The 18477-nt window shown below is 42.5% G+C and carries 18 protein-coding genes; 5 read left to right on the top strand and 13 right to left on the bottom strand.

Annotated features, from left to right (window positions below; all coding sequences use genetic code 11):
* Positions 1-224 precede the first annotated feature (224 nt).
* The 6 genes from ICL16_RS26590 to ICL16_RS26565 form a co-directional block, all read right to left on the bottom strand.
* On the bottom strand, positions 225-974 hold the full coding sequence (locus ICL16_RS26590) for a beta-carboxysome assembly protein CcmO (protein WP_190834038.1): 750 nt from the start codon (positions 972-974) through the stop codon (positions 225-227).
* A gap of 46 nt (positions 975-1020) precedes the next feature.
* Positions 1021-1824 carry a beta-carboxysome scaffolding protein CcmN gene (locus ICL16_RS26585; RefSeq protein WP_190834036.1) on the bottom strand — a complete coding sequence of 268 codons (804 nt, stop codon included), beginning with the start codon at positions 1822-1824 and terminating at the stop codon, positions 1021-1023.
* Between the two features lie 104 nt (positions 1825-1928).
* Positions 1929-3575 (bottom strand): beta-carboxysome scaffolding protein CcmM, encoded by a 1647-nt coding sequence (locus ICL16_RS26580; RefSeq protein WP_190834034.1) that lies wholly within the window; start codon positions 3573-3575, stop codon positions 1929-1931.
* Between the two features lie 91 nt (positions 3576-3666).
* On the bottom strand, positions 3667-3963 hold the full coding sequence (locus ICL16_RS26575; protein ID WP_190834032.1) for a beta-carboxysome shell vertex protein CcmL: 297 nt from the start codon (positions 3961-3963) through the stop codon (positions 3667-3669).
* Between the two features lie 6 nt (positions 3964-3969).
* Complete coding sequence (locus ICL16_RS26570; RefSeq protein WP_190834029.1) at positions 3970-4314, bottom strand: carbon dioxide-concentrating mechanism protein CcmK; 345 nt, start codon at positions 4312-4314, stop codon at positions 3970-3972.
* A 137-nt stretch (positions 4315-4451) separates the two neighbouring features.
* Entirely contained in the window at positions 4452-4760 is a 309-nt protein-coding gene (locus ICL16_RS26565) for a carbon dioxide-concentrating mechanism protein CcmK (RefSeq protein ID WP_190834027.1), read from the bottom strand.
* Positions 4761-5336: 576 nt separating this feature from the next.
* Between ICL16_RS26565 and ICL16_RS26560 the strand changes: the two genes are divergently transcribed.
* The 3 genes from ICL16_RS26560 to ICL16_RS26550 all read left to right on the top strand — a co-directional run bounded on the left by ICL16_RS26560 (position 5337) and on the right by ICL16_RS26550 (position 9933).
* Complete coding sequence (locus tag ICL16_RS26560) at positions 5337-7205, top strand: NAD(P)H-quinone oxidoreductase subunit F (RefSeq protein WP_190834025.1); 1869 nt, start codon at positions 5337-5339, stop codon at positions 7203-7205.
* Between the two features lie 81 nt (positions 7206-7286).
* The gene (locus ICL16_RS26555) at positions 7287-8768 is read left to right on the top strand and encodes an NADH-quinone oxidoreductase subunit M (protein ID WP_190834109.1); all 1482 of its coding nucleotides are present in this window, start codon (positions 7287-7289) and stop codon (positions 8766-8768) included.
* Between the two features lie 34 nt (positions 8769-8802).
* A complete protein-coding gene (locus tag ICL16_RS26550; protein ID WP_190834022.1) occupies positions 8803-9933 on the top strand; it encodes a CO2 hydration protein in 1131 nt (376 codons plus the stop codon).
* Positions 9934-9977: 44 nt separating this feature from the next.
* Here ICL16_RS26550 and ICL16_RS26545 read toward each other — a convergent pair whose 3' ends face one another.
* The 4 genes from ICL16_RS26545 to ICL16_RS26530 form a co-directional block, all read right to left on the bottom strand.
* Positions 9978-10127, bottom strand: coding sequence for a response regulator (locus tag ICL16_RS26545; protein ID WP_190834020.1), 150 nt, complete (start codon positions 10125-10127; stop codon positions 9978-9980).
* Positions 10124-10570: a response regulator gene (locus ICL16_RS26540; protein WP_190834017.1), complete on the bottom strand. Its 447-nt coding sequence runs from the start codon at positions 10568-10570 to the stop codon at positions 10124-10126. Before ICL16_RS26540 ends, ICL16_RS26545 begins: the two co-directional genes overlap by 4 nt.
* Entirely contained in the window at positions 10530-10619 is a 90-nt protein-coding gene (locus ICL16_RS47390) for a hypothetical protein (protein ID WP_337907127.1), read from the bottom strand. The genes ICL16_RS26540 and ICL16_RS47390 overlap by 41 nt, the downstream gene beginning before the upstream one ends.
* A gap of 317 nt (positions 10620-10936) precedes the next feature.
* A complete protein-coding gene (locus ICL16_RS26530) occupies positions 10937-11953 on the bottom strand; it encodes a hypothetical protein (RefSeq protein ID WP_190834012.1) in 1017 nt (338 codons plus the stop codon).
* Positions 11954-12372: 419 nt separating this feature from the next.
* Here ICL16_RS26530 and ICL16_RS26525 point away from each other — a divergent pair, with 419 nt between their 5' ends.
* Complete coding sequence (locus tag ICL16_RS26525) at positions 12373-15885, top strand: WD40 domain-containing protein (protein WP_190834009.1); 3513 nt, start codon at positions 12373-12375, stop codon at positions 15883-15885.
* Positions 15886-16008: 123 nt separating this feature from the next.
* Here ICL16_RS26525 and ICL16_RS26520 read toward each other — a convergent pair whose 3' ends face one another.
* The gene (locus tag ICL16_RS26520; RefSeq protein ID WP_190834007.1) at positions 16009-16434 is read right to left on the bottom strand and encodes a hypothetical protein; all 426 of its coding nucleotides are present in this window, start codon (positions 16432-16434) and stop codon (positions 16009-16011) included.
* Positions 16435-16487: 53 nt separating this feature from the next.
* On the bottom strand, positions 16488-17450 hold the full coding sequence (locus tag ICL16_RS26515; RefSeq protein ID WP_420485305.1) for a hypothetical protein: 963 nt from the start codon (positions 17448-17450) through the stop codon (positions 16488-16490).
* 374 nt (positions 17451-17824) lie between these two features.
* Here ICL16_RS26515 and ICL16_RS26510 point away from each other — a divergent pair, with 374 nt between their 5' ends.
* A complete protein-coding gene (locus tag ICL16_RS26510; protein ID WP_190834004.1) occupies positions 17825-17968 on the top strand; it encodes a ribbon-helix-helix domain-containing protein in 144 nt (47 codons plus the stop codon).
* Between the two features lie 37 nt (positions 17969-18005).
* On the opposite strand, the gene ICL16_RS26505 is transcribed toward ICL16_RS26510, so the two are convergent.
* Positions 18006-18449: an SRPBCC family protein gene (locus ICL16_RS26505; protein WP_190834002.1), complete on the bottom strand. Its 444-nt coding sequence runs from the start codon at positions 18447-18449 to the stop codon at positions 18006-18008.
* Positions 18450-18477: the final 28 nt, after the last annotated feature.

The following is an 18477-nucleotide window of genomic DNA, read 5'->3' as shown; positions in this document are numbered from 1 at the left end:
AAAAAATTTGAGATATAGATATAAATCTATTCTCATTATTAAAAAGACAGTATTTTCCTTATGAAATTGAGAAGTTATGATCAAAATAACAAGCGAAGCGTAAGATTCCTTCCAACTGATGGTGGTTGGTAATTGGCAACTGGTAATTAGTTTAATTACCATTACCCATTACCTATTACCATTTTCCTATTGTCCATTGTGCTACCATCATACTATTTTTTCGTCTACAAATCCTCGGTAATTTTTGCAGGGAGTTGAGCTAAATCTGGTAATTGTAACAATTCTGTTTGAGCCACTTGTTCCTTGATATTGACTGGTAATCTGATAATTGGGCGTTCTTCTAACCAACAACTTGCTACTGGTAAAGTTTGTTCCAATTCATCCAATGGTCTAGGAATAACCATCACAGCAGTTAACTCACCAATGCGTTCTGCTTCATTCATCCCAGCTTCCACAGCTACCACGACGTTTGCCACAGAACCGCGAATAATCGCTGTACACAAACCAGCCCCAATTTTTTCATAAGCGGCTAGTTGAACATCAGCAGCTTTGAGCATGGCGTCGGCGGCTCCTACCATTGCAGGAAACCCTCGCGTTTCTACCAAACCAACTGCTTGGTTACTCAAACGATTGTTAGCGCCGTTGGAAGTAAGTTCACTCAGTCTGCCAGTAATTGGAAGTACCGCGTCTAAGTTAGGATAAGGACGAGGAATCACCAAACTAGAAACCCATTGACCAAAGTCTTTAGCTTGTTGAGTACCAGTTTCTACCGCTAGACGTACATCAGAGATCGTACCTCTAACAATAGCAGTACAATGACCACCGCCAATTTTTTCATATCCAACCAAATGAACACCTGCTGATTTGAGCATCATGTCCGCTGTACCTACTATCGCCGGAAAACTGATTGTAGATACTAAACCCAAGGCACTGTCCTTAATTGTGTTAATAGCACGTTGATTGTATGCCTCCATGTAAACTCTCCAGGATTATCAATACTAACAACATAACAATTAACACTTATTCAGACTGACCATCGTCAGAGAGAGGTTTACTCAAAGATTGCCGATGGGGAAACAGTGTACCCACCAGTCGTTTAATGCTATTTTGCCCATAAATAACGCTACCAAAATTTCCTACTGATTCATCTTGTGACTGTGCAACCAACGCACCCTTTTGAGTGCCGTTAAGATTTTCATTACCCTCTTGTACTAATGAATTTTCTGGAGTGGGATTGAGATTTGGTATAGATGGCGAGGCAGGTAAGGGAGCACTAGGACGGAAGCCGGATAGGGGAGTGGGGGCTAGGGGTTTCCTCTGGGGTTGGGGGCTGTGGGGGCTAGGGGTTTCCTCTGAGGTTGGGGGCTGTGGGGGCAAGGGATCCCCTTTGGGGTTGGGGGCTGTGGGGGAGACATAATATTTATTTTCAGCGTTTGCCTGTTTCCTTGTTTGTGTGTCCTTCTCCTTGTGTTCGGGAGTGGGAGAACCCAAAATTGAACCAGGTGGTATTACTTGTCCCGCGTCAACGGAACAATTAAAAACTGTTGTTGCTGCACCAATGCAAGCATTTTCGCCAATTTTACCAACACCTACCATCAAAAAACCTGCTCCTAAGTTTGCTCCTGCTTCTACTTCTAGTGTTCCCTCATGAACATGGAGAATAGATCCCATGCCAATACAAACTCCTGCGCCAATAACTATTTTGCTGTTGGGAGCTGCTTGGAGTATCACCCCTGGTGCAATGACTGCACTTTGGTGAATAATCACCTCGCCACTAATGTAAGAATCAAAGCTATTGCCCAGACGTAGTGGCGGCAAAGACATAAAATTTTTACCTCAAAAGGTTGTTAAGGAGTAAGGGTGGGGGAAGGAGCTAGGAGAAACCGATTTAATCTCACAAACTCCCCGACTCCCTTACTCCCCTGTTCTTATGGGCGCTGGACAATTAATTCCAACACTCGACGCTTAGCTTTGGGATCGATACCAATTAACCGCACATACTCGCCTTGGTATTCAGATAGATATCCTTCCAATACTGCTGCTGCTTGCCCTGCGGAACTAGCTTGAATTTGTCCACAACTAGCCCAAGAGCCTGTACGGAAGCGTCTTTGATCTACGTGTTCAGCACTAATTTTGTAGCCGTTGTTAATTAGTTGCTGTAGCTGTTGAACTACTTCAGAGTCCAAGCGGTTACTGGTAACACGTTCGCTTGTTGTAGTAGAAGAGGAAGGTGTGTAGCTACTGGTTTTTTGGCTACTAGATGGAGATACTGCTCCATTTGGTCTTTGGATAATGCTCTCCAGTACTCGACGCTTGGCTTTAGGATCAATACCAATCAAGCGCACGTATTCACCTTGATGGTTATTAATACATTCTTCTAAGGCAGTGATCGCCTCTTGTGTAGATTTGGCGTCTATGGGCGTACAACTTTGCCACGATCCTGTCCGGAAGCGGCGCTCGTCTACGTGTTCCATGCCAATTTTATAACCACTGTTTAACAGTTGACGTACTTGATCTACTGTTTCTTCACTAATTCTGCCACTACCACTTGTGCCGTGACCATTACCATTGTAGCTACCATTACCACTACTATATTGAGGAGTTTTAAAGGTAGCTGTTACCACTTCACCTGGTCGTTGGATGATGGTTTCTAATACACGGCGCTTGCCTTTAGGATCGATGCCAAATAAACGGACGTACTCATCACTGTGTTCTGCCAGACATCCTTCTAAGGCGGCGATCGCTTCTCCGACATTACGAGCGTCTATTGGTGAGCAACTTTGCCAAGATCCCGTGCGGAACCGTCGGCTATCTACGTGTTCCGTTCCAATTTTATACCCTTGTTCCAATAGATAGCGTACTTGTTCTACGGTTTCTACACCCAAGTTATTGCCTGCCACTTCTAAACTCCTTTCTAACCCATTAACATCAACGCTAGTATAATATTTAGCTAGCTCAGAATTTATATTGCCAATACATTTACTATCTTGCGCACAAAGATAGCCAGCCCGCAGCGACTGATTAATGCCAATCACATGATGGGCAAATTGTTGATCCTGTGACTGTACATCTGGTAAGCGATCTGCTTGCTGCTGATTAGTAATAATTGCACCTGACGGAACATACTTCCCTGGGGGAATTTCTACATCTTGAACTAAAGCGTGCAACATGACAATGCAACCGGCACCCACTCTGGCATTAAATACCGTAGAGCGAAAGCCAATAAAGCAATTATCCCCCACATAAGCAGGCCCATGAATGAGAGCCATGTGGGTAATGGAAGCATTGCTACCAATCCAGACCGAATATTCTTTTTGGTCGTCGCCAACTACTCTACCTTGATCCAAACCGTGAATTACCACACCATCTTGGAGGTTGGTATTTTCACCAATGTAAAAAGGTGTTCCTTCATCCGCTCGAATCGAAGTCCCCGGAGCTACGATTACATTTGCACCTATGTGTACATCTCCAATAATGTTGGAAAACGAATGTACAAAGGCAGTGGGATGGATTTTTGGCTCAGCTAAATTTTTTGACCACGGGGTTGGGGGTGCCGCCGTGCTGCGGACTGCCATCGCGTTGATTCCTCCTCTGTTGTCTGTGGAGAAGAATTCAGGACTCAGGAGCCTCTCCTGTCTTCTGTCTTCTGTCTCCGCTCATTCTTAACTATTGACCTTTTTTGCCGTAGATTAAACGATCTTCAACGTATACCGTATCAATGATTGCCACTACTGCCGCATCTACAGGACGCTGTTCGTTGCCAAGAACCTGACGGGCGGCACTACCACGACTTAAGAGTACCCACTCATCCACTCCAGCACCAACACTATCAGCCGCCACCTCGTATTCTGGCAGAATGCGTCCTTCTTCATCCACTAATTGTAATAACAGAAATTTGACACCTCTAAGACTGGGGTCTTTTTGAGTGCTAACTACTGTACCGCGAACTTTGGCAATTTGCATTACACTCTACGATCTTCTGCCGAAAGGACGGATAGCGTTAACATTTTCACGGAATTGCTCTACGTCTTCAGTGTAACGAATCGGCAGAACGTATTCGAGGTTTTCATGGGGACGAGCAATGATGTGAGTAGAGAGTACTTGTCCGCCATTAACTCGCTTGACAGATTCAACTCCAGCTGCTACCGAGGCTTGCACCTCAGAAACATCTCCTCGGACAATTACAGTAACACGACCACTACCAATTTTTTCATACCCTACCAATGTGACACGGGCAGCTTTCACCATCGCATCAGCCGCTTCTACAACTGCTGGAAAGCCCAGCGTTTCTACCATTCCCACTGCAATTGACATAACTTTTGATTCCTGATTATGATTCCAACTAAATCAACACAAAACGAAGCTAAACAAAGAGAATTTTAACTAGGATGCTAACTGCTGACAGTTGAGGGTTAACTGTCAACTGTTAACTATCATCCCACCAAAATCTTTTAGGTACGGAACTGTTCTACAGCTTCGGTGTAGCGAATTGGCAGGACGTATTCCAAGTTCTCATGGGGACGAGCAATTATATGAGTGGATACTACCTCACCACCATTAACTCTTCTCGCTGCTTCTATACCAGCTGCTACTGAAGCTTGTACCTCAGAAACATCACCTCGGACAATCACAGTTACTCGTGCGCTGCCAATTTTTTCATATCCTACCAATGTGACGCGTGCAGCTTTCACCATCGCATCAGCCGCTTCCACAATTGCTGGAAAACCTTTAGTTTCAATCATTCCCACTGCAATAGGCATCGCAGAACTTCCTCCCAGTACTGTTACGTAAAATTTTGACGAAGATGCTCATCTTGAGCTATCTAAGCATTACCAAATTAAGCATAAAAAAGCTTTGCGCCCTTGGCAATATAAATCACTATAATAGTTTATGATAAAATAGTTTTAGAAAACTTAACTAAATTTAATACTCACGACTGCTCAATCAAAGTTCACTGCTTTCTATAGCAGTCACTTCGTGTTTTATAATTTTTTTATATTAACAGCTAAATCAAGTTCATACAGGTGGAAATTCAGTCTTTAGAGGAATGACGAAAAACTCGAAGAGTGTTGTTGCAGTATATCCCTGCTTTTTGCTATTTATGTAAAAAAGTGCTTGAGAAATATATAAATTTTAATTATAATAAATATAAACAGATGTTTTAGTATTAGTAAACATGGGAGAGATATCTGTGAATAAATTTATAGATTTTTCTAAGTTATGCAGCAAAAAAATGCCTAAATAATCTAGAATGCAATTTACATTGTTTGCCACAATGAAGATAGACAAATCTTTAAGGAAAAATAATTTAAAGTCAAAAACTCAAGGAAACATAAATGAATCAATTGCTATTTTCAACAAGTTGGTGTATACCTCTATATGGTTTAATAGGGGCTATTCTCACTCTACCGTGGGCAATAGGATTAATTCGACGTACAGGACCAAGACCTGCTTCTTACCTCAACTTGTTGACGACTGTGTTGGCTTTTGTCCATAGCGTGTTTGTTCTTCAAGACATTTGGAATCGTGAACCAGAGTACCTAGTGGTTAACTGGTTCCAAGCAGCAGATTTAAATTTATCTTTTGCCTTAGAAATTTCACCTGTTACTGTAGGGGCAACAGTTTTGATTATCGGTTTAAGTTTGTTGGCACAAACTTATGCCTTAGGTTACATGGAAAAAGACTGGGCATTGGCGCGTTTTTTTGCGCTGATGGGATTTTTTGAAGCAGCTATTAGTGGCTTAGCCATCAGTGACTCTTTGTTTCTCAGTTATGCCCTGTTGGAAATGCTGACTCTTTCCACCTACTTGCTCGTAGGATTTTGGTACGCCCAGCCTTTGGTAGTAACGGCGGCGCGAGATGCATTTTTAACCAAGCGAGTAGGTGACTTGTTACTGTTGATGGGGGTAGTGACACTTTCTAACCTAGCAGGCAGTTTAAACTTTTCTGACTTATATGAGTGGGCGCAAACTGCACAATTAAATCCTGTCACCTCTACTTTACTAGGTTTTGCCTTAATTGCCGGACCTTCAGGTAAATGCGCCCAGTTTCCGCTGCATTTATGGTTAGATGAAGCAATGGAAGGTCCTAATCCAGCTTCGGTAATGCGAAATTCAATGGTAGTAGCTGGTGGTGCTTTTACACTGTTTAAACTTCAGCCAATTTTAGCACTGTCACCAGTAGCTTTAAATGCTTTGATCGTCATAGGTGCGGTAACAGCGGTAGGCGCGTCGTTAGTATCAATTGCCCAAATCGACATCAAACGCACGCTATCTCATTCTACTAGTGCGTATATGGGATTAGTGTTTTTGGCAGTGGGTATGCAGCAAGGGGGAGTAGCCCTAATGTTGTTGTTGACTCATGCGATCGCTAAGGCATTGTTATTTATGAGTTGTGGTTCAGTGATTTCTACTACTACTACTCAAGATTTAACAGAAATGGGTGGTTTGTGGTCACGGATGCCAGCAACGACTACTGCTTTTGTTGTTGGTGCGGCGGGAATGGTAACGCTACTGCCGTTAGGAAGCTTTTGGGCTATGTTAGGTTGGGCTGACGGTTTGGTTTTGATTAGCCCTTGGGTGATAGGAGTTTTGGTGTTAGTCAATGGCTTAACGGCGTTGAATTTAACACGGGTATTCCGATTGGTATTCTGGGGTGAACCGCAACCAAAAACTCGCCGTACACCAGAAGTTGGTTGGCAAATGGCTGTGCCAATGGTATTTTTGACGGTGCTAACTTTGTTATTGCCCCTCATGTTACAGCAATGGTATTTACTTCCTGATTGGGAAAGTATAAATTGGTACGATACATCTTTGCTGGTTTCCTCAAGTATATTAGGAGTAATCATCGGCTCGACAATCTATTTGCACAAGGCTTGGTCAAGATCGAGAATTCTGGTATGGAGATTTGTGCAAGATTTATTAGGTTATGATTTTTACATAGACCGCGTTTATCGATTGACATTAGTTGGTGCAGTAGCTTTGTTATCTAAGATTTCGGCATGGAGCGATCGCTTCCTCGTAGATGGTTTTGTGAATTTAGTTGGGTTTGCTGCTATCTTAAGTGGACAAAGTTTAAGATATAGCATTTCCGGGCGTTCTCAAGGATACATTTTAACCATCGTGGTCGGCACTATTGTACTGGGTTTTATGATTAGTTGGTCATTAATTATGGGACATTGGGGTATGATGATCGCCAAACCATAACTATTTTTGCCCTCACGCCAGTTGCCTCCACGGGCGAAACTCGCAGCGGCAATGGCTCCCCCATACCCTTACCTCATAATTATGCTTACTGCTTTAATTTTGATTCCAGTATTAGGAGCGCTGTTAGTCACTCTCTTTGACAGTGGCAGCTCCGCAAAATCCCGTTTAGTAGCTTTAGTTATCGCCTGTGTCTCTTTCTTTTGGACAATAGTATTAGCAATTCAGTTTAACCCCAACAAAGTTGGTCAACAGTTTACTGAATTCATTCCTTGGGTAGATGCATTGGGATTAAACTACAATCTAGGAATAGATGGTTTGTCTTTGCCTTTGCTGCTGTTAAATGGTCTATTAACTTGTATTGCCATCTACAGTAGTAATGTAACTATAGAGCGCTCGCGATTTTATTACTCTTTACTACTGCTGTTAAATGCAGGAGTTACAGGCGCTTTTGTCGCCCAAGATTTACTTCTATTTTTCCTGTTCTATGAGTTAGAATTAATACCGCTGTATTTACTAATCGCCATTTGGGGCGGTGCAAAGCGGGGTTACGCAGCCACAAAATTTCTCATTTATACCGCTGTATCGGGAATTCTCATTTTAGCGAGTTTTCTGGGCTTAGTTTGGCTGAGTAAATCCCCTAGTTTTGCTTTAACAACCTTAGACACCACATCTCTATCCTTAGCAACTCAAATTCTGCTCCTGTCAGGAATTTTAATTGGTTTTGGCATCAAAATACCTCTAGTACCATTCCACACCTGGTTACCTGATGCTCACGTCGAGGCTTCTACACCAATTTCAGTCATGTTAGCTGGGGTGCTTTTGAAGTTAGGAACTTACGGTTTACTTCGATTTGGCATGAGCTTGTTGCCAGAAGCTTGGAGTTATGTAGCTCCTGCTTTAGCAGTCTGGGCAGTAGTCAGTGTGCTGTATGGGGCATCTTGTGCGATCGCCCAAAAAGACATGAAAAAAATGGTAGCATACAGTTCCATCGGACATATGGGCTACGTACTTTTAGCCGCCGCTGCTGCTACACCACTGAGCTTGTTAGGAACAGTTATGCAAATGATTAGCCACGGCTTAATTTCCGCACTGTTGTTCCTATTAGTAGGCATTGTATATCAAAAAGCCAAGAGCCGTGATTTAGATACCATTCGGGGACTACTCAATCCAGAACGAGGTATGCCTGTAATTGGTAGCTTAATGGTTTTGGGCGTGATGGCGAGTGCTGGTATACCAGGAATGGTAGGCTTTATTGCAGAATTCGTGGTTTTTCGCGGTAGTTTTGCAGTTTTCCCAGTCCAAACTCTGTTATGTATTATCGGTACAGGCTTAACCGCTGTTTATTTCTTAATTCTCACCAACAATGCCTTTTTTGGGCGCTTGTCTCCACAAGTTGTTAACTTACCATGCGTGTCTTGGGCAGAGCGTGCGCCAGCGGTAGTTTTAGCTGTGCTAATTGTTATTTATGGTGTCCAACCTAATTGGTTAACACACTGGAGCGAACCAACTACTACTGCAATGATAAAGGTAGAAGCGATCGCCACTGCGACACAAAACCAATAAGTTACAGAAAACTAGTTGCAAAGGAAGACTGTCAATGGTAAATTTACAACAAAAACTCGTTAATTATCCATTAATAGAGTACATAGAGCGTTTAGAATCAGGAGGGGCATTACTTCCCGATACTCCAGAAAACGTGCTAGAAGTAGTAGGCATTCTCAAAAGCTACGGCGTAGTTTTAGATGCTTACTGGAAAAATCTTACTTACATTGCCAAAGAGCAATTTTTAGTATTTTTCCCGTTTTTCAAATACTTTAACGGTGAATTTAGTTTCCAAAAATTATTCCGTCACTGGTGGCATGAAAGAATAAATTTTGAATATGCCGAGTATTGCATGAAAGGGATGCTTTGGCATGGAGGTGGTGGGTTAGATGAATATTTAGATTCTCCAGAATTTATCGAGAGAGCAAAAGCTGTTATAGCCGCAAAATTTAAAAACAATCCCTTTATTCTCGGACTTAACCAACTGTTTCCTAACTTCTTAATTGAACAGTTGCGTGTCTCTGCCTATTACAGTGGATTGGGACAATTTTGGCATGTAATGGCTGATATTTTTCTCAGTTTATCAGATCTCTACGATCACGGTAAGATCAAAACTATTCCCCAGGTTGTAGACCATATTAAAGCAGGTTTAGTCGCAAATGCCAATAACCCAATTACCTACTCAGTAAAAATTCATGATAAAGTGTATGAAATTATTCCCTCCCAAGCTGGTTTAACCTTCCTTGCGGATACAGCAATACCTTATGTAGAAGCAATATTCTTCAGAGGAACACCTTTCCAAGGGACTGTTTCATATAATGCTCAAGCTTATCAAATTCCCCCGGATCAAAGTCGATTTCAGTATGGCGCTTTATATGCCGATCCTCTACCAATTGGTGGTGCTGGTATTCCTCCCACCTTGTTAATGCAGGATATGCGTCACTACCTACCCGATTACTTACACGAAGTTTATCGTCGCAGTCTTCGTGGAGAAGATGATTTACGAGTACAGATTTGTATTAGTTTCCAAAAATCAATGTTCTGTGTAACAAGTGCAGCGATTTTGGGACTATTACCACATCCGTTGGATACTCAAGATGTAGATGAGAGAAATGCTAACCGAATCTTTATCAAGAAGTGGTTAGATAGGCTACAAAATTCGCGTTTATTGGAAGTGAATAGTTAATAATTTTTCATAAATATCTGTAGAGACGCTCCGCCGGAGCGTCTCTACGAACATGATGGCCTAACGTTGACTTTTTGCGCTAGATTAGCGATCGCCGCTACAACTTCTGTTGGTTCAATTGGCTTAGAGATATGAGATTGAAAACCTGCTAAAAAAGCTTTTCTCTGGTCTTCAATTGTAGCATAAGCTGTCATTGTGGCTTCTGATTTAACATGATCCAGTGCATATTGAGGGTTTTGACAATTTCTACTAGATCGTCAAAAGCTACAGGTTTAACCATATAGGCATTAGCACCAAGATCGTAAACTTTATTAATATCAGCATACTCTTTAGAAGAAGTCAGTACCACAACAGGCATACGCTTAAGTTCTGGTTGTTGTCGTAGCCACAATAGCACTTCAGCACCAGATTTACGAGGTAGCTTCAAGTCTAATAGAACTAGTACGGGCAAAGGAAATTGATTGCGATCGCTGTAAGGTTCTTGTCCTGATAAATATAGTACTGCTGCTTCTCCGTCATTCACAACCTGAAGCGGTTTAGTAATTGCCGCCTTGCGGAAAGCTCTTTGCATCAAAATCACATCGCGGGAGTTATCCTCAAATTCGTTCTTGGTACTCAGGTGCAATACCAATTCCATTATCTGCTACCCACAGGCGTATCCAATTCTGTCGCTCCTGAGTCCACACCCGCACCTTTGGTTGAACACCAGGCTCTACAAATTTTATCGCGTTTGTTAATATAATTGGTCACTACTTGCACCAGCTTTGTGCCATGAGCGATGACATGAGGAAGGGGGGATTCAACGAGTACTTCCGCTCCCTCTTGTAACGCACCAAGTTGGTTTAATGCATCTTGAACGACAATTGTCAAGTCTGTGGGTTGAAGATTAATGTCTCTACGGCTCAGACGACTATAGCCCAATAAGTCGGAGATTAAAGTATCCATTTGTAAAGCAGCATCACTGATGTAACGAGCGTAATCTTGCCCAAGAGAATCTAGTTGCTCACCATAATCTTCTAGCAATGCTAGCAATTTCTGTTTGTAGTTGCTCGTTGGCTTGTCTTAACTCAATTGTGCGCTCTTCAACTTTTTGTTCTAGCTCTTCTTTCGCTTGTTTTAGTGCTGTTTCTGCTTGATGACGTCTGTAATCGACTCGGTTCAGGAAAAGAGCATTCCACCAAATTAAAATGGAAAATATTATAACATTTAAAATCCCCAGCAGCGAAATTCCTAACTCTGCTGTATAAATTTGCTTTCGGTATCCGAACAAACCTAACCAACACACTAACGGCGGAACTACAATTGCTGTAGGCAACAGGCGTTGAGCAATTAATCCACCCACATTAAGGCTGACAACTACAGCGACAACTCCTTGAGTGGGATTAGCAAACAAAATGCCACAGCTTAAAAGGATAAATGCCACAGCAGTGTGTATGGCAATAGATGTAATTGAGCCAAATCTGTAAAAGTAGGCATTACCATAGAAATAGCCTAATATACCAAGAAAAGCAATTTGAAATACCATTAACGCCAAAACTTGAGCTGCGAACCAGTTAGGATGAGGGATGTTGAATAGTAGTAAGGCAGAGCCAAGTAAGAGAAAGTTAAATGCAGTATGGACTGCCATTCTACCAGGAGCAGCATCGTTAATTGGGTCAAGTGGAGCTTTGAACAAGAGTTGATCGATATGCAAGTCTACATTAAAGCCATACTCAATTAGAGTCAACAGACCAATAAGCAGGACAATCACAGCACAGACTTGAGCTGTATACTGGGTAATTGGTGGCGATCGCCGATGCCACAACCACACTGAAGCTCCTGCTAAGATTAAACCCGTGGCTGTGTTGGCTTTCATTGCTACCAATCCTGGTAAGACGCTCTTGAGGAGCTGAACGTCAAAAATCCATCCTAGTATCACAGCTATCCCAATCAAGATAGCCCCAATACTGGCATATTGAGAAAAGAACTCAAGTGAAGTAATTAAAGATGGTGACTGCCTACCTTGTCGTGACTCATACATAAACTCTATCTTGCATTTCTGCCAAAAGGTCAAATTTGACCTCTTTTAATTATCTCCCTGGGCTAATTCTAGCTTTAGATTTCTTAACATTTTGCCGCAAATCGCCAGAATAATTAGAGCCAGTAGAACACGTGACAACACCTTGACACACTTGGCAATCAGTTTGACATATTTTTAGACGTGCTAGAAATATTTTTAGCTATCTAGCAAAAAGGCAGCAGACTGACAATCAACTACGTGGATAATAGTGTTGAATGGCTATTTTTGTCACTGCTGCGGCAGTGGCTTTCTTATATATTTATCAAATATATAATCGATGTCATTAATAAAACAGGGAAGAACGGGATATTGAGGCGTAAGATAAAAGAAATATTGATGGAAAACTTAAAAAATTTAAGTTATTATTACTACTTTAATACATGGGCATACAGAACTGGAGACGTAAGCGTGGTGTTACACTCACTACTAAGGGCTTGCAAAAACTCCAAGAATCGAAGCGTCAGTTAGAAGCACAGGAAAATTTTGGCAACAGGTACACTCTCGAAGAAATGAGCGCCCTGTCTGGGTTATATTCCAGTACCATCTCGAAAGTACTGAATCGGGAAGGAGGAGTTGATAAACAAACTCTAGAGAAACTATTTGAAATTTTTGACCTAAAAATAGACAAAAGTGACTATTTAAGCTCAAATACTAGGATAGATTGGGGAGAAGCTCTCTGTACATCAGTTTTTTATGGCAGGAAAGAAGAACTTAGCGAGTTAGAGCAATGGATTGTTGACGATCGCTGCCGATTGGTGGCAGTATTGGGCATGGGCGGCATTGGTAAGACGGCTCTATCTTTCAAGCTTGCGCAACAGATTCAAGAAAATTTTGAGTATGTGATCTGGCGATCGCTTCGAGAAGCACCGCCCGTTAAAACTATCCTAGCTAACTTAATCCAAGTTTTATCTAACGAGCAGGAAACAGAAGTCAACTTACCAGAAAACTTAAGTGATAGGATATCGCGACTACTCTATTATTTACGAAATCAACGCTGTCTGGTAATACTTGATAATGCCGAGTCAATTTTGCGCAGTGGTAGTCGAGCAGGACTTTATCGAGAAGGTTATGAGGGGTACGGTGAGCTTCTCAGAAGGGTAGGAGAAGAAACTCACCAAAGCTGCTTGGTGCTAACTAGTCGAGAAAAACTTAAACAAGTGGCATCACAGGAGGGAGAAGCACTACCAATTCGCTCACTACAACTAAGTGGTTTGAAGCTGGTGGAAGGGCAGGAAATCTTTAAAGTCAAAGGGCTATCTGCAGCAGACGACGAATTGAGAACACTAGTCGAGCGCTATGCAGGCAATCCATTAGCCTTGAAGATAGTTGCTACGACCATTCAAGATGTATTTGATGGTAATGTGTGTGAATTTTTGCAACAAAATACAACTGTTTTTGGAGATATTCGTGACCTTTTAGACCAGCAGTTTGAACGCTTATCAGATTTAGAAAAGCACATTATGTACTGGCTGGCAATTAATTGTGAGCCAATATCGCTATCAGAGTTGAAAGATGATATTATATCACCAATATTACCACAAAAAACACTGGAGGCAATAGAATCTCTGGTCAGGCGATCGCTAGTGGAGAAAAATGCATCATTCACGCTACAATCTGTAGTTATGGAGTATGTGACTAATAGATTGGTAGAGCAAGTTTGTGAAGAGATTGCCACTCAGAATATTGAGCTTTTTAGGAGCCATGCTCTGATGAAGGCGACAGCTAAAGACTACATCAAAGAAACACAAGTTCGGCTGATTCTCCAGCCAGTTCTAGATGAACTACTCATAGCATTCAAAAGTAAGCGAGGTATTGAAGAGCGGTTAAATCAGATTCTAGCAAAGTTGCGGAAGGCATCACCCTTGGAACCCGGGTACACTACTGGGAACATTATTAATTTATTCTCTCAACTGAAAACTAATTTGAGAGGCTATGACTTTTCAAATTTAACAGTTTGGCAAGCCGATCTCAAGTGTGTGCAGTTGCAAGGGGTCAATTTTGCTCATGCCCAGTTCGCTAAGTCTGTGTTTGCTGATACCTTTGGTGGTGTTTTGTCAGTAGCCTTTAGCCCTGATGGCAAACTCTTGGCTTTCGGTGATACCAATGGTGAGATTCACTTGCGGCAAGTTGCGGATGGCAGGCATGTCCTTACCTTGAAAGGGCATACTAGCTGGGTTGTATCACTTGCCTTTAGTCAAGATGGTAGAGTTTTTGCCAGCAGTAGTAGTGATAACACTCTGAAGCTGTGGGAAGTTGATACAGGTCAATGCTTGCAAACCTTGCAAGAACATGATAAAGAGGTCTGGTCAGTCGCTTTTAGTCCAGATGGTAGTACCCTAGTGAGTGGCAGTGATGACCAGACTGTAAAGTTATGGAGTGTCAGCACTGGTGAATGCAAAAGAACGTTCCACGGACACACAAGTTGGGTACACTCGGTTGCTTTTAGTCCGGATGGGCAGATGTTGGTAAGTGGTAGTGATGACCAGACGGTGAAATTATGGGATATAAACACAGGTGAATGCCTCAAAACTTTACTAGGACACCGTGATGGGGTAAGAGCAATTACTGTCAGTCCAAATGGACAAATGCTGGCGAGTAGCAGTGAAGACCAAACTATGAAGTTGTGGAATCTCAGTACTGGTGAGTGCCTCAAAACCTTGCAAGAACATTCCAATGAAATATATTCAGTTGCTTTTTCTCCACAGGGCGATCTCTTGGCAAGTGGTAGTCATGACCAGACGGTGAAGTTGTGGGATATTAGTACTGGTGAATGCAAAAGAACCTTTCAGCAACATTCAAGTTGGGTATATTCGGTCGCCTTTAGTCCACAGGGCGATCTCCTGGCTAGTGGTAGTTTCGATCAGACGGCAAAATTATGGAGTGTCTCGGATGGTAAGTGCCTCAGAACGTTCCAAGGGTATACCGATCAGATACTCTCAGTTGCCTTTAGTCCGGATGGGCAGACGCTGGCAAGTGGTAGTCACGATTCTTCGGTGAGGTTGTGGAATGTCACCACAGGTCAAATCTTGAGAACTCTCCAGGGGCATCGTGCAGCGGTTTGGTCAGTTGCTTTTAGTCCACAAGGTAATACACTGGCAAGTGGCAGTGAAGATCAAACGGTGAGGTTGTGGGATGTCAGCACGGGGCAATGCCTCAAAACTTTTCAGAAACATCGCGCTCTAGTTTGGTCAGTTACCTTCAGTCCTGACGGTCAAAAACTGGCAAGCAGCAGTGAAGATCAAACGGTGAGGTTGTGGGATGTTAATACTGGTCAAATGTTGAGAATTCTCCAGGGACATCGTGCAGCGGTTTGGTCTGTTGGCTTTAGTCCACAGGGCGATTTCTTAGCTAGTGGTAGTCATGACCAGACGGTAAAGTTATGGGATGTCAGTACTGGTGAGTGTAAAAGAACATTAGAAGGGCATACGGCTTGGGTGTGGTCAGTTGCCTTTAGTCCGGATGGCAAGCTACTGGCAAGTACTAGTCCCGATGGGACAATTAGATTGTGGAGTGTTTACACAAATGAATGTCTTAAAGTTTTGCAGGTAAGTACAGTTTGGTTACAGTTAGTTGCTTTTAGTCCAGATAACCGGACACTAGCAGGTTGCAGCCAAGATTTCACAGTTCAGTTATGGGATGTCAGTACGGGTCAATGCAAAAGAACCTTGCAAGGACATACAAGCAGGGTTTGCTCAATCGCTTTTAATCCTGATAGTCGAACTCTGGCTAGCAGTGGTGAAGATGAGACAATTAGGTTATGGGATATAACAACAGGTAATTGCTTAAAAACGCTGAAAGCAGAGAAACCTTATGAGCGCATGAACATTAGGGGAGTTACAAATTTATCTCCAGCAACTATTACTACACTAAAAGCACTAGGAGCAGTTGATTGAAAAAATAATGTAGAGACGCGCCATAGCGCGTCTCTACAAAGATTGTTTTTTGGAGATTTCTATTTTACAGAGTGAGATAGTCAGGCTTATCAATTGTTAGCTTTGGTATAAGCAATACTTGCTCTAAAAGGCGCAGCACTTTGCTAGGAGAATTCCTTCTTGCTCAAATTCATTAGCCAAAACACTGTCTAAATCAAGCTCACTACCATTTGAAACATTGAGATAGGTTTCCAGGAGTTGAACAAAATTTTGCTGCCCGATACCTGTGGTTTTTGTGGTTGTCATTAAACCCGAAGTATTAGAGGTAAACGCAGATGGAATCACTTCGCCTTGATTAGACTGAGTCGAGTAAATTTCTGCACTATTACCTTGGCGCAAGGTGCGAGTTGCACAAGTTTCCTGTGATGGATTCAGAGCTAGCTTCTCTACAAAATTTCTAGATTCAATAGTCTCCGCTGATTTAGCATGTGCTGGTGTCAATAATCCACCAATCAAGGTAGCATTTGCCAACAAAGTAAATGCAATATAAGGATGCAATTTGCGCAACATTGTTAGTATCCTCAGTGGAATTAGTGAGAGCAAATGAACATGGAAATCTTCGATTATCGCGTGAGCGAGGGAATGTCAACTCTTGCTTGTAGATATGTACGTGACTCTAGAGGTTTTAATACACGTTGCAGTTCCTCCTCTGAAATGTAATCTTCATCTGAGTTGAAGTACAGCAATGCAGTTTCGTAACTGGTAGTAGCTACGCGGGTGCGCTCCTCAGGAACAAGCCCTGTAATCATCTGAAATGTTCCTTCCAGATGCTCCACATCAGCGCCAACACTACTATGTGTGCGCAGACAGCGGGTGGCACGAATGCCTGGTGGCAGCAAAGCCTCAAGCGACTGGATGTGTTTTTCTTTAATACCTGTGGCTATACGTTCCATGACATAGGAATAGCCAACGCAACCGATTGGATCGATCGCATGTACACTCTGAGTCAAGTAATTTACAATAGCCACTGCTTTAGGAGGAATAGTGAGTGCTTCCACTACAGCTTCAGCTTTGTATCCCATCGACTTGATGTCGAGCAGGGCAAGTTGATCGTGCCCTCGTTCCTCTCTAGCTTTCTGCGCTGCCCACTGCGATAAATCTTGACGACCCATCTTTTCAAACCGCCGAGCGGCTTCCTCTATCAGTGGGGGATAGGAGTGAGTCAAATGGTAGGCACCTACTAGTTGCCATACCCATCGTGCGTTGGTAAAGGCTAGTGGTCTAAAGCAGGAGGATACAGCACTCTTAGCAGCTGCTATAGCTCCATCCAACAGCTTTCGAGTTGTTGCTATGCTGCCTGCGCCGACCATTGGTTGAGCGAAGGCAGCATCTGTTTCCTCAGAACCGGGACGATGCAGCCAAGCGCGATCGCCTGTCGCCACCACCACTTTGTCAGGCGCAACACGCGCCCATTCAATATCAATCTCTGCTCTCAAAACAGGCACAGATTGATGACTATCGGATGGCTGTTCAGACGAGTTCAACTGTTCAGCCGTTGCTTTCATATCCTGAAATTTGGCGTCCATAGTAGGCAAATTGTAAATGCACAAACTTTGAAAGACAGCCTAGTTCTCAAGCGACTTGTTCAACGGTTGTTATTTACCGTTTACGGCAAATCTGATATGACTATATCACTATTTAGTTAAGCAATAACATCATATTTGCTGATGTAGTATATTAAGAATTTTTAAAAATACAGACTCTCGACAACTTCACTTCAATAGGCGCAGATCAATGACAATAAAAGCTTAAGTTAAAGCTCAAAATCTCTATTTTCACTGGTAAAAACGGTTCAAAATTGACATTCTAGGCAAAGAAAAACTTGTATTGCCCAGTTTCTGAAGAAATTGTGCTTTCATTTGTATTCAATAAGTTTTTGTAATCCGATTCGATGTTCAGCATGAGTAAAAAATTGACGGTCAAGCAAATCACAGTAGACCTAGAATTAGAAGAAGCCAAGAAGCTAGAAAAGTATTGCCACCGCACGAACAAAGCAGCAACTGAAGTGATTCGACAACTCATTCGAGAGTTGCCCACCACCTAATAGATGAGAAGTATAAAAAATCAACGGACAATAAACATTAAGATGACTTAACCTGAAGAGCGTATTCCCGAAACCTTTCCAAATCAGCTTTAACAGTAGACTCCACCGCTCGTCCCAAAAACAAATTATCCATAATCCTACCCAGAATACCAGGAATCGCGTAGGCAAAAGTCAACTTCACAATACTACTACCATGACGGTCATAAAACCGAATAGCACCACGATTCGGCAAACCATCAATGGACTCCCATTGAATAATCTGCTCAGGTACAACCTTAACAATCCGAGACTTCCAATTAAACTGTAACCCACCAGTATTCAAAGTCCACAAAGACAAATCCGGATTATCTGGAGGAATCTTCACCGAATCAATCCACTTCATCCAACGGGGCATTTGCTCCAAATCAGCCCAGAGACTCCATACCAACTCAATCGGAGCCTCCACCTCAACCTGCACACTATGCTCTAGCCAATCTGCCATATCTCTTCTTCCTTGGCGTCCTTGGCGC

It is taken from the genome of Iningainema tapete BLCC-T55, from assembly GCF_014698965.1.
GTDB classification, from domain to species: Bacteria; Cyanobacteriota; Cyanobacteriia; order Cyanobacteriales; family Nostocaceae; genus Iningainema; species Iningainema tapete.
Note: the sequence above shows the minus strand (reverse complement) of the source record. Positions and strands in the feature narration are given on the sequence as shown.